The organism is Pseudomonas sp. CH235 (assembly GCF_004368175.1).
In the GTDB taxonomy this organism is placed as follows: Bacteria; Pseudomonadota; Gammaproteobacteria; order Pseudomonadales; family Pseudomonadaceae; genus Aquipseudomonas; species Aquipseudomonas paraglycinae.
Genome location: NZ_RRZJ01000011.1, coordinates 141,202 through 153,570 on the forward strand (window position 1 = coordinate 141,202; position 12,369 = coordinate 153,570).

The following is a 12,369-nucleotide window of genomic DNA, read 5'->3' on the forward strand; positions in this document are numbered from 1 at the left end:
GTTCCTTAAGCCGCATCGCGCTTGGCTTCGTTGCGGTAAGCCTCTACCGCCGCGATCAAGGCCTGAAGAATTTCCGCGCTTTCGCCGATCACCGACAGGTCGGCACGCTTGATCATGTCGCAGCCCGGATCGAGGTTGATCGCCACGACCTTGTCGCAGGCACCGATGCCTTGCAGGTGCTGGATCGCCCCGGAAATCCCCACGGCCACGTAAACCCGCGCGGTGACCCAGGTGCCGGACGCGCCGACCTGACGATCACGAGCCATGAAGCCATCGTCCACCGCCACCCGCGAAGCACCTTCGGTGGCGCCGAGGGCGGCGGCAGTCCTGTGGAAAAGCTCCCAGTCCTTGACTCCGTTGCCGCCGGAGAAGATGAACTCGGCTTCGGCCATCGGAATCGCTGCCGGATCCACCGCTACCGCACCCAGATCCTCAATCCGCGACAGGCTGCGCGCGACGGGTGTGGATAACTCAACCGGCAGCGCTTCGTGACGGGTTTCGCTGACCGGTTCTGCACATTCGGCGGACGCCAGAATCAAACGCGCCACCGGGCGGGCCAGATCCTGTAACCCCGCACCGGCGCGGCCGATGCACTCCTGATCCTTGACCTGCCAGACCCGTGTGGCCGGGCGCTCACCCAGTGCAGCGGCAAAGCGCCGACCGAGTTCGCCGCCACCGCTGCGACTGTCCGGCAGCAGCCAGTGACGCGGGTTGAACTGGTTATCCACAGCCCGCAGGCCCTGGATCCGTTGTTCCGGTGCATAACCGCTGAATTCTTCGCCTTCCAGCACCAGCAAGCGGTCAACGCCTGCGGTGGCGAAAGCGTTTTCCTTGTGCTCGCCGAACACCACGGCCAGTACCGCGCCGTCGCTGCCGGCCAGTTGATGGGCCAGGCCGAGCAAATCACGGTCGTGGCTGCTCAAGCGGCCGCCGACCATGTCCGGCACCACGCTGATGTAGAACGCCGGGGCCGGCACCTGATGCAGCGGCAATTGCACTTCGACCGCGGCCGAACGTTTGACCGCCCCGCCCTGTTGAGCGCCGCTGCGGTCGATGCGCTTGATGCCGTTAGGGCCGATGAAACCGATGCCGTGCGGATTCTTGCGGATGATCCCATTGGGCCCCATCCAGCTGTGTTGCGCCGGTTGCATGGCCGCGTGCAGCGGGTGCAGGCGGTTGCGTGCGATCCATTCGGCGCGGGGGTCGCGGCGGATAATGTCGCTCATCAGTGGGCCTCCGCAGGTTCACGTTTGGCCGGGGTGGCAGGCTTGTTCGGCGCGGCGTCTTCGAGCAGCGCGTCGGCCACCAGTTCGGCGATGTCCTTGATCAGCGGACGCGGTTCGACCACGCCTTCGAGCATCGCCGTGCATTGTGGACAACCCACGGCCACCAGCTCGGCGCCGGTCTCGCGGATGTCTTCCATGCGCATGTCGGGGATCCGCTGCTTGCCCGGAATGTCGGTGATCGGCGCCCCGCCACCGCCGCCGCAGCAGCGCGAACGGAAGCCGGAACGTTGCATTTCCTTGATCTCGATGCCGAGAGCGCGCAGCACTTCGCGCGGCGCCTCGTACTCGCCGTTGTAGCGGCCGAGGTAGCACGGGTCGTGATAGGTCACGCTGTTGCCTTTGTGCTGACCGAGGTTCAGCGCGCCGGCCTGGATGATTTCCGCCAGATAAGTGCTGTGGTGCTGCACGAGGTAGTTGCCATCGAACGCGCCGTACTCGTTTTTCAGCACATGGAAGCTGTGCGGATCGCAGGTGACGATGCGGTTGAAGCTGTATTTGGCCAGGGTCTGGATATTGCGTTTGGCGAGCAACTGGAAGGTCGCTTCGTCACCCAGACGTCGGGCCACGTCGCCGCTGTCGCGCTCTTCCAGACCGAGCACCGCGAAGTCGACCTTGGCCGCTTTCAGCACTTTGACGAACGCACGCAAGGTGCGCTGGTTGCGCATGTCGAAGGCTCCATCGCCGACCCAGAACAGCACGTCGGTGGACTTCTTCTCGCTGAGCAGGTTGAGGTTCAGGTCCGCTGCCCAGTTCATCCGTCCGCCCGGGGCGAAACCGCCGGGGTTGTCGGTGGCAATCAGGTTTTCCAGGACTTCGGCGCCCTTGTTCGGGGTCGCGCCTTTTTCCAGAGTCAGGTGGCGGCGCATGTCGACGATGGCATCGACGTGCTCGATCATCATCGGGCATTCCTCGACGCAGGCGCGGCAGGTGGTGCACGACCACAAGGTTTCGGCGTCGACCAGACCGTTGACGATCGGTTGATGTGGATTGCCGCCGTGTTCGCCCACCGGTTTGCCCGGATACGGGCTGCCGGCGAACTTGGCATCGGTGCCGCCGGCGAGGCCGACGACCATGTCCTGAATCAGCTTTTTCGGGTTCAACGGCTGGCCGGCGGCGAACGCCGGGCACGCCGCTTCGCACTTGCCGCACTGCACGCAGGCGTCGAAACCGAGCAACTGGTTCCAGGTGAAATCCTTGGGTTTCTCCACGCCCAGTGGCGCGGTTGGATCGTTCAGGTCCAGCGGTTTCAAACCCGTGGAACGGCCGCCACCAAAACGTTCGGCGCGACGGTGCCAGGCCAGGTGCAACGCACCGGCGAAGGCGTGCTTCATCGGGCCGCCCCAGGTCATGCCGAAGAACAGTTCCGACACGCCCCACAGCACACCAACCCCGAGAATCGCCGCCAGCACCCAGCCGCCGAAGTTCTCCGGCAGGATCCCGGCCACCGGCAAGGTCACCAGGAAGAACGACGCCGAGAACGCCAGCAGGCTTTTCGGCAGGCGCATCCACGGGCCTTTCGACAGCCGCGACGGCGGGTTGAGCCGACGCCGGTAAACGAAGATCGCCCCGACGAACATCACCGCCGTCATCAGCAGCAACGCGTAGCCGAGAATGCGGTTATGCAAACCGAAACCGTGCACCAGAATCGCCAGCACGATCGACGCCACCGCACCGCCCGCCGTGGCGACGTGGGTGTTGGCGATGTATTTGTCCCGCGCCACCACGTGGTGCAGATCGACCATGTAACGCTTGGGCATGGCGAACAGGCCGCCAATCAGATCGACCTTCGAGGCCCGGCCCCGGCGCCACATGGCCACCCGCCGCAACGCACCCAGCACCGCGAGGGCCAGGGCTGCGAACAACAGGATTGGAAGAAGGGTGTTCAACATCAGAGTCACCTCTGGCGAGGTGCAAGCTACAAGCTACAAGCTGCAAGAAAGAGCAGTGGAAACTGCAGTGCTTTTACTTGCGGCTTGCAGCTTGGGCTCGCAGCTGAGCCGTCAAAAATCCTTACAGAGCCGGAGTGCGTCGTAGATGGCGGCGTGGGTATTACGCTGCGCCACGCAGTCACCGATGCGGAACAGCAAGTAACCGTCGCCGGTGCTGCTCAACGAAGGTTGTGGCTGGATCGCAAACAGTGCCTCGACATCGATCTGGCCCTTGTTGCGCGAACCGTCCTTGAGGGCGTAGTAGATTTCTTCGTCCGGGCGCACGCCGTTCTCGACGACCACCTGATCCACCACCCGCTCCTCTTTGGCGCCGGTGTATTCGTTCTCCAGCACCGCGACGAGCTTGTCGCCTTCGCGGTAGACCTTCTCCAGCATCATGTCGCCGGTCATGATCACTTCTTTCGGGTACATGCTGCGGTAGTAGGTCGGGAACGACGTACCGCCGATGGCCACACCCGGCTTGATGTCGTCGGTGACGATCTCGACCTGGCTGCCCTTGTCGGCGAGGAAGTCGGCCACCGACATCCCGGTGAACTCGCAGATGGTGTCGTAGACCAGCACGTTCTTGCCCGGCGCGACCTTGCCGTCGAGCACGTCCCAGCTGCTGACGACCAGCCCTTCAGCGGCGCCCCAGTGTTCGTTCTGTTCCAGGTACGGGTGACCGCCGACCGCCAGCACCACGATGTCCGGACGCAGGTCCATGATGGTGTCGGCATCTGCGGCAGTGCCCAGGCGCAGGTCGACTTTCAGCCGTGCCAGTTCCAGCTGGAACCAGCGAGTGATACCGGCAATCTGGTCACGCTGCGGTGCTTTCGAAGCCGTAGTGATCTGGCCGCCGATGAATTCCTTCTTCTCGAACAGGGTCACATCGTGGCCACGCTCGGCCGCCACACGGGCAGCTTCCATCCCCGCCGGGCCGGCACCGACGATCACCACCTTGCGTTTCGGCCCGGTGGATTTCTCGATGATGTGCGGCACGCCCATGTATTCACGGGAAGTCGCAGCATTCTGGATGCACAGCACGTCCAGACCTTGATACTGACGGTCGATGCAGTAGTTGGCGCCGACGCACTGCTTGATCTGGTCGATCTGGCCCATCTTGATCTTGGCGATCAGGTGCGGGTCGGCGATGTGGGCGCGGGTCATACCGACCATGTCGACGTAACCGCCCTCAAGAATCCGCGTGGCCTGGTTCGGGTCCTTGATGTTCTGCGCGTGCAGCACCGGAACCTTGACCACTTCCTTGATCCCGGCCGCCAGGTGCAGGAACGGCTCCGGTGGATAACTCATGTTCGGAATCACGTTGGCCAGGGTGTTGTGGGTGTCACAACCCGAGCCGACGACGCCGATGAAATCGAGCATGCCGGTGTCGTCGTAATATTTGGCGATCTGCTTCATGTCTTCGTGGGACAGACCGTCCGGGTGGAACTCGTCACCGCAGATGCGCATGCCGACACAGAAATCGTCACCGACTTCGGCACGCACGGCTTTCAGGACTTCCAGACCGAACTTCATCCGGCCCTCGAAAGTGCCGCCCCATTCGTCGGTACGCTTGTTGACGCGCGGGCTCCAGAACTGGTCGATCATGTGCTGGTGCACGGCCGACAGTTCGACGCCGTCCAGGCCACCGGCCTTGGCGCGGCGCGCGGCTTGCGCGTAGTTGCCGATCACCCGCCAGATCTCTTCCGGCTCGATGGTCTTGCAGGTGGCGCGGTGCACCGGTTCGCGGATACCCGACGGCGACATCAGGGTCGGCCAGTGGAAACCGTCCCAACGGGAGCGACGGCCCATGTGGGTAATCTGGATCATGATCTTGGCGCCATGCTTGTGCATGGCGTCGGCGAGATTCTGGAAGTGCGGGATGATCCGGTCGGTGGACAGGTTCACCGAACTCCACCATTGCTGCGGGCTGTCGATCGCCACCACGGACGAACCGCCACAGATCGCCAGGCCGATGCCGCCCTTGGCTTTCTCTTCGTAATATTTGACGTACCGCTCGGTGGTCATGCCGCCGTCGGTCGCGTAGACCTCGGCGTGCGCGGTGCTGAGCACGCGGTTGCGGATGGTCAGTTTGCCGATCTGGATCGGCTGGAACATTGCTTCGAAAGCCATGGCGGGTTCCTCGACTTACAACGGCTTGACGGTGAACAGGCCGTCGTCGTGGCCTTCTTCGGAGCCACCGTAGACCTGCTCGGCCACGGTGCGGATCTTGCTGCCGCGAGCGGCGAGGATCTGGTCCATGGCACCGGCAAACCAGCCGGTGAACATGTAGTCGACCTTGCGCCCGACCTTGCCGTAGACGTAGACGAACGCCGAGTGTTCGAGCTTGACGCTGGCGGTGCCTTTGTCGAGGTCGATGTCCTGGATCTTGAACAGGCCCCAGCCGCGCTGCGACAGGCGCTTCATGTAGTGCTCGAACACCGCGACGCCTTCCAGGCCGTGGCACTCGGCTTCTTTTTCACACCAGTGCCAGGCGGATTTGTAGCCGGCCTTGTAGAGGATTTCGGCATAGGCGTCAGCGCCCAGTACTTCCTCGATGCCCATGTGGTTGTTGACGAAGAAATGCCGTGGCACGTACAGCATCGGCAGGGCGTCGGAGGTCCAGACACCGGTCTCGCTGTCGACTTCGATTGGCAATTGCGGGGCGATCTTGGCCATGGAAACTTAACTCCAGAAAAATTTTGGTGTTGCCCCCGGCGCAGACGGCCGGGGGGAAGTATTCGGGAAGCGGCGGCTTACTCGCCCCAGACGTCCTTGAGGACGTTGACCCAGTTTTCACCCATGATCTTGCGTACCACGCGCTCGGAGTGGCCGCGCTTGAGCAGGGTTTCGGTCAGGTTCGGGAACTCGCCGACGGTGCGGATGCCCAGCGGGTTGATGATCTTGCCGAAGTTGGTCAGACGGCGGGCGTAGCCCTTGTCGTGGGTCAGATATTCGAAGAAGTCCTGACCGTGACCCTGGGTGAAGTCGGTGCCGATGCCGATGGCGTCTTCGCCGACGATGTTCATGGTGTATTCGATGGCTTCGGCGTAGTCGTCGATGGTCGAATCGATGCCCTTGGCCAGGAACGGCGCGAACATGGTCACGCCGACGAAACCGCCGTGGTCAGCAATAAACTTGAGCTCTTCATCGGACTTGTTGCGCGGGTGCTCTTTCAGCCCCGACGGCAGACAGTGGGAATAGCAGACCGGTTTTTTCGATTCGAGGATGACTTCCTCGGAAGTCTTGGAGCCGACGTGGGACAGGTCGCACATGACGCCGACACGGTTCATCTCGGCGACGATTTCGCGACCGAAGCCCGACAGGCCACCGTCACGTTCGTAGCAACCGGTACCCACCAGGTTCTGGGTGTTGTAGCACATCTGCACGATGCCGACGCCGAGCTGCTTGAACACCTCGACATAGCCGATCTGGTCTTCGAACGCATGGGCGTTCTGGAAGCCGAAGAGGATGCCGGTCTTGCCCTGCTCCTTGGCCTTGCGGATGTCGGCGGTGGTGCGGACGGGGATCACCAGGTCGCTGTTTTCGCGAATCAGTTTCTGGCTGGCAGCGATGTTGTTGACCGTGGCCTGAAAGCCCTCCCACACCGACACGGTGCAGTTGGCCGCCGTCAGACCGCCCTTGCGCATGTCTTCGAACAGCTCGCGGTTCCATTTGGCAATGATCAGACCGTCGATAACGATGCTGTCGGCGTGTAATTCGGCTGGGCTCATCAGGCGTCCCCTTATTGGCGATTCATGCGCCGAATCGTCTGCCGGCGCTTTGGGGCCAGCATATGCCTCGGTGCGCGACCAGCCGGGTGCAAAAACGACAGGGGAATTGCCGAAAGCGTCAATCCGCGACAAAGGGTCGCCAACCGGTCCGACCGGCCACCTGTTCAAGCCCGCGAGCTTGAGCCAGAATCTGCCGCATCCCGGAAACACCACTGGATTAGAGCGGCGACATCAATGAAATCGATCTTCCTGGCCCTGGCCCTGATTGCGACCGGCGTACACGCCGCCGAAGAGTCCGACAACAACCCGTGCGACGCGGTGGAAAACGACATCCAGACCCTGGAATGCTCGACCTACAGCCGCACCACCGCCGAGGACCTGCTCAAGGACAACTACGCCAGCCTGAACGAGCGCATGCAAACGGCCTACGGCAAGAACCCGGCACAACTGGCCGACATCACCGCCAAACTCAAGGCCGCCCAGCAACAATGGCTGAAAACCCGCGACGCGGACTGCGCCGTGGAAGCCTTCCCGGCGACGGACGGCAGCAAGGCGTTCAAGATTGCGCAGAACGACTGCGTGGCGCGTATGAGTGACGAGCGGTCGGAGTTTTTGGAGTCGATCGGGCAGGAGTGAGGACTTGAGCTGTAAGCTGCACCTCTTCAGCCAATCAAGGGATTCACATGAACATCTGCGGTATCGAAATCAAAGGCAGTGAAGCGATCATCGCCGTGGCGTCCCTCGACGGTTCGGTGTTGAGCCATGTCGCGCTGAACACCAAGAAAATCGCGCTGGACGATGACGACGAGGCGGCCAACGTGAAGCTGTTCGCCGCTCAGGTGGCGTCGTTCGTGCGCGAGAACTCGATAGATCGCATCGCGATCAAGAAGCGCAGCAAGAAGGGCGAGTTTGCCGGTGGGCCGACCACGTTCAAGATCGAGGGCGTGTTTCAGTTGCTGGACGGTTGCGAGGTGACGCTGCTGTCGCCGCAGACGATCAATGCCCAGGCCAAGAAGCACAATTTCGAGCTGCCGGGGACGCTGAACAAGTATCAGCATGAAGCCTACAAGGCAGCGTGCTCGGCATTGGTGAAGAAGTAGCTAGCGCGCTTTACGTGCGCTCAGCCAATCACCGAAGGACTTATCCTCCAGCGCATAGCCCCCACGGCTCGACTTCCACACCAGCTCCTTGTCACGCAGGGCATCGATGCAGGCCTGAATGGTCTGGGTGCCCGGCACCACGTCGCTGCCCAGACTCTCCAGTGCCTTGCTGACCGCCATGAGTGTGCTGTCAGTGAACGGTGCAAAAGGCTCGTTGTTCTGTGAGCGCTCCACCATCACCTCCAGCACGGCGCGCTGAGGGATGGTCAGAGCGTTCCAGGCGCTCTCGAACTCGGTCCACACGCCTGCGCGCAACAATTCGGCACGGCTTTGCAGCAGCTGCCCCAGATTGCTGGCCTCGCCCAACTCCAGCGCGACTTCGCCGATGATGGTGCGCAACATTTCCGGGCGTCGCCCCACCAATTCAAAGGCGTCATCGATATCGGCCGCACTGAACTGGTTGGTCTCGGCCAGATGGGCGTTGAGGTGCAAGGTATACGCCTGGGTGAACTCTTTCCCCAGCAATGGAAAGGGCGTGATGCTCGAGCCGAAGAACGGTTGGCTCTTGCCCAGCACCAGATGGGCGAGTTTGTCGCGATTGGAACCTGTGAATACCAGATGCAAACCGCTGCCCTCGCCTTCACGCCCCTGGTTGAGTTGATCCCGTGCAGCCTTAAGGGCAAACATCGCGTTGATGCCCGCGGCGGTGGTTAGCGCGTGCTGGGCCTCATCGATCACCAGCACTACGGATTTTTCGGCGGCACTGTGGAGCAGTTCCAGCGCTTGCGTCAGGGTCGCGCCCGCCGGCAGTTGCGGCTTGGTGAAATCCCAGGACAAGGTGCGCAGGAAGCTGAGTTTCTCGATGCCGATATTCTTCGCCAGTTTGCGGATGCCCTTTTCGAAGGGGACCAACGCGCCTGCAATGGCACTGGCAATCAAGTCAGCAGGATCTTTTTCCTTGTCGGCCCACAGGTCGACGTAGACCGTCAGCCAGCCTCGGGCCCGGCATTCCGGGATCAGGTCCTCGCGCAGAAAGGTACTTTTGCCTGTGCGACGCGGCGCTGCCAGAAAAAGGCCGGAGGTGAAATCCTGCAGACCTGCACCCACCAGACCATCGGCAACGCTGCGGGCCAGAGCGGGGCGGCGGAAGACGAAGCCGTTGTTTCGGGACATGGTTTTACACTCAATTATTCAAACGACTGTAATTTATACCTGTAAGTATAATTAACTATAATCGTCCGTCAAACGGCCTCCCGTCGCCGGTCCTCCCGTGGACACCGGGCAAACTTCGCCCGGTAACTGCGAGTGAAATACGACGGTGATTCGAACCCGCAGGCGATGCTGACTTCCAGCACGCTCATGTCGGTCTGGCGCAACAGCTGCCGGGCCTTTTCCAGTCTCAAGCGCAGATAGAAATTGCGCGGCGTGTCGTTCAGGTGCAGGCGAAACAGGCGCTCCAGTTGCCGGCGCGTCACCTTGATCGATTCCGCCAGTTCCAGAGTGGTCAGCGGAGGTTCGCTGTGCTGCTCCATCTCGCCGATGACATGCACCAGCTTCTTGTTGCTGATGCCGTAGCGCGTGGCGACCTCCATGCGCTGGTGGTCCTTGCGCGGACGAATCCGCCCCAATACAAACTGCTCGCTGACCTGGATCGCCAGTTGCGGGCCGTGGGCCTGGGCGATCAGGTCGAGCATCAGGTCGATGGACGCAGTGCCGCCGGCAGACGTGATGCGCCGACGATCGATCTCGAACAGCTCCTGGGTGACGCTGAGCTGTGGATAAGATTCCTTGAAGGCGTCGATGGCTTCCCAGTGCAGGGTCAAGCGATGACCATCGAGCAGGCCCGCTTCGGCGAGGACGAAGCTGCCGGTGTCGATGGCGCCGAGGGTCACGCCTTCGTTGTCCAGCCGTCGCAGCCAGTGCTCCAGCGCCGGTGTGGCGAATTTCAACGGTTCGAAACCGGCGACCACCAGCAGCGTCGCCCCTTTCTTCAGCGGCTCCAGCGCCGCATCGGCGTTGACCGACATCCCGTTGCTCGCCAGCACCGCCCCGCCATCGGCGCTCAAGACGTGCCAGCGGTACAGCTCGCCGCGAAAGCGGTTGGCCACCCGCAACGGTTCGATTGCCGAGATGAAACCGATGGCGGAAAAACCCGGCATCAACAGAAAGTAGAAATCCTGGGACATGGCGCGCACTCGGTTAGCGGGTAGCGTGCAACGTTGATACGCCAGTTGTCGGCGGCATTCAAGAGCACAGGTCGCTGCAGTGCAAGAGCTGGTCGCCGCAGTGCGTTTTTGCGGGGGCATTGCTGCGTAATTTGAGCATCACCGGCGCACAGACACCGGAACCCACAATAACGACCTGCCGAGGAACCCGACATGAAACGACTGATCAGCAGCTGTGTTCTCGCACTCAGCGGTACCGCGTTTTTAAGCGCCAGTGTCATGGCGGCCGATTCCGCATCGTGTCAGAACGTGCGCATGGGCGTGGTGAACTGGACCGACGTGATCGCCACCAGTGCCATGGCCCAGGTTCTGCTCGACGGCCTCGGCTACAGCACCAAACAGACCAGCGCCTCTCAGCAAATCGTTTTCGCCGGCATCCGCGACCAGCGTCTGGATCTGTTCCTCGGCTACTGGAACCCGCTGATGACCCAGACCATCACCCCGTTCGTCGACGCCAATCAGGTCAAGGTGCTTGAAGCGCCAAGCCTCAAGGACGCCCGCGCCACTCTCGCCGTGCCGACCTACCTGGCGGACAAGGGCCTGAAAACCTTCGCCGACATCGCCAAGTTCGAGAAAGAACTGGGCGGCAAGATCTACGGCATCGAGCCAGGCTCGGGCGCCAACACCCAGATCAAGGCGATGATCGCCAAGAACCAGTTTGGCCTCGGCAAGTTCCAGCTCGTGGAATCCAGCGAGGCCGGCATGCTCGCCGCCGTCGATCGCGCCGTGCGCCGCAAGGAAGCCGTGGTGTTCTTCGGCTGGGCGCCGCACCCGATGAATGTCAACGTGCAGATGACCTATCTGACCGGCAGCGATGACGCCCTCGGCCCGAACGAAGGCATGGCCACCGTGTGGACCGTCACCGCGCCGAAATACGCCGAACAATGCCCGAACGTCAGCCGCCTGCTGAGCAACCTGACGTTCACCGCCGAAGACGAGAGCCGGATGATGCAGCCGCTGCTCGATCACAAGGACGCTTTCGAATCGGCCAAGCAATGGCTCAAGGATCACCCGCAGGACAAACAGCGCTGGCTCGAAGGCGTCACCACTTTCGATGGCAAACCGGCGGCTGAAAACCTCCAGCTCACCAGCAAATAAACCGCAACGAACGAACCACTTCGCAGCCCGCCACGGGCTGCGAACAGACCCATCACGCCTGAAGGAAAACGCACCATGAACCACGACGTCATCATCACCTGCGCACTCACCGGTGCTGGCGACACGACCGCCAAGAGCCCTCACGTGCCGGTCACCCCGAAACAGATCGCCGCAGCCGCAGTGGAAGCGGCCAAGGCTGGCGCAACGGTCGTGCACTGCCACGTCCGTGACCCGCAGACCGGAAAGTTCAGCCGCGACGTGGCGCTGTACCGCGAAGTCATGGAGCGCATCCGCGAAGCCGACGTCGACATCATCGTCAACCTCACCGCCGGCATGGGCGGCGACCTGGAAATCGGCCCGGGCGAGAACCCGATGGAGTTCGGCCCGAACACCGATCTGGTGGGCCCGCTGACCCGTCTGGCTCATGTTGAAGCACTGCTGCCGGAAATCTGCACGCTGGATTGCGGCACCCTGAACTTCGGCGACGGCGACACCATTTATGTCTCCACCCCGGCCCAGCTGCGGGCTGGCGCCAAACGCATCACCGAGCTGGGCGTGAAGGCGGAGCTGGAGATTTTCGACACCGGTCACCTGTGGTTCGCCAAACAGATGATCAAGGAAGGCCTGCTCGATAACCCGCTGTTCCAGCTGTGCCTGGGCATCCCGTGGGGCGCACCGGCCGACACCACCACCATGAAAGCCATGGTCGACAACCTCCCTGCCGACGCGGTGTGGGCCGGCTTCGGCATCGGCCGGATGCAGATGCCGATGGCCGCGCAAGCGGTGCTGCTTGGCGGCAACGTGCGGGTCGGCCTGGAAGACAACCTGTGGCTGGACAAAGGTGTGCTGGCGACCAACGGCCAACTGGTCGAACGCGCCACAGAGATCCTCAGCCGCCTCGGCGCCCGCGTGCTGACCCCGGCTGAAGGTCGCAAGAAGATGGGCCTGACCCAGCGCGGCTGAAATCACCCTTTCCCCCGGTGGGCGGGCCATTGACG

11 protein-coding genes are annotated in these 12,369 nt (G+C 62.3%); 4 read left to right on the forward strand and 7 right to left on the reverse strand.

Annotated elements, in window-relative coordinates:
- Positions 1 to 5: 5 nt before the first annotated feature.
- The 5 genes from EIY71_RS14390 to EIY71_RS14410 form a co-directional block, all read right to left on the reverse strand.
- A complete protein-coding gene (locus EIY71_RS14390; RefSeq protein ID WP_085746642.1) occupies positions 6 to 1,226 on the reverse strand; it encodes an electron transfer flavoprotein subunit alpha/FixB family protein in 1,221 nt (406 codons plus the stop codon).
- Complete coding sequence (gene dgcB / locus EIY71_RS14395) at positions 1,226 to 3,175, reverse strand: dimethylglycine demethylation protein DgcB (protein ID WP_129972206.1); 1,950 nt, start codon at positions 3,173 to 3,175, stop codon at positions 1,226 to 1,228. The genes EIY71_RS14390 and dgcB overlap by 1 nt, the downstream gene beginning before the upstream one ends.
- Before the next feature lie 111 nt (positions 3,176 to 3,286).
- Positions 3,287 to 5,347 (reverse strand): dimethylglycine demethylation protein DgcA, encoded by a 2,061-nt coding sequence (dgcA, locus tag EIY71_RS14400; RefSeq protein ID WP_011336289.1) that lies wholly within the window; start codon positions 5,345 to 5,347, stop codon positions 3,287 to 3,289.
- A gap of 15 nt (positions 5,348 to 5,362) precedes the next feature.
- On the reverse strand, positions 5,363 to 5,893 hold the full coding sequence (locus EIY71_RS14405; protein ID WP_007926354.1) for a DUF5943 domain-containing protein: 531 nt from the start codon (positions 5,891 to 5,893) through the stop codon (positions 5,363 to 5,365).
- 77 nt (positions 5,894 to 5,970) lie between these two features.
- Complete coding sequence (locus tag EIY71_RS14410; protein ID WP_007959776.1) at positions 5,971 to 6,948, reverse strand: dipeptidase; 978 nt, start codon at positions 6,946 to 6,948, stop codon at positions 5,971 to 5,973.
- Between the two features lie 234 nt (positions 6,949 to 7,182).
- Between EIY71_RS14410 and EIY71_RS14415 the strand changes: the two genes are divergently transcribed.
- A complete protein-coding gene (locus EIY71_RS14415) occupies positions 7,183 to 7,584 on the forward strand; it encodes a lysozyme inhibitor LprI family protein (protein ID WP_039768003.1) in 402 nt (133 codons plus the stop codon).
- Positions 7,585 to 7,631: 47 nt separating this feature from the next.
- The gene (locus EIY71_RS14420) at positions 7,632 to 8,048 is read left to right on the forward strand and encodes a DUF3010 family protein (protein ID WP_007959772.1); all 417 of its coding nucleotides are present in this window, start codon (positions 7,632 to 7,634) and stop codon (positions 8,046 to 8,048) included.
- Here the strand turns inward: EIY71_RS14420 and EIY71_RS14425 are convergent, their stop codons facing one another.
- Positions 8,049 to 9,221, reverse strand: coding sequence for a hypothetical protein (locus EIY71_RS14425; protein ID WP_134022071.1), 1,173 nt, complete (start codon positions 9,219 to 9,221; stop codon positions 8,049 to 8,051).
- Positions 9,222 to 9,289: 68 nt separating this feature from the next.
- On the reverse strand, positions 9,290 to 10,234 hold the full coding sequence (locus EIY71_RS14430) for a GlxA family transcriptional regulator (protein ID WP_134022073.1): 945 nt from the start codon (positions 10,232 to 10,234) through the stop codon (positions 9,290 to 9,292).
- A 192-nt stretch (positions 10,235 to 10,426) separates the two neighbouring features.
- Between EIY71_RS14430 and choX the strand changes: the two genes are divergently transcribed.
- Both choX and EIY71_RS14440 read left to right on the forward strand, forming a co-directional pair.
- On the forward strand, positions 10,427 to 11,371 hold the full coding sequence (gene choX / locus EIY71_RS14435) for a choline ABC transporter substrate-binding protein (RefSeq protein ID WP_007959767.1): 945 nt from the start codon (positions 10,427 to 10,429) through the stop codon (positions 11,369 to 11,371).
- A 75-nt stretch (positions 11,372 to 11,446) separates the two neighbouring features.
- Complete coding sequence (locus EIY71_RS14440; RefSeq protein ID WP_134022075.1) at positions 11,447 to 12,334, forward strand: 3-keto-5-aminohexanoate cleavage protein; 888 nt, start codon at positions 11,447 to 11,449, stop codon at positions 12,332 to 12,334.
- The last annotated feature ends 35 nt before the right edge of the window (positions 12,335 to 12,369 follow it).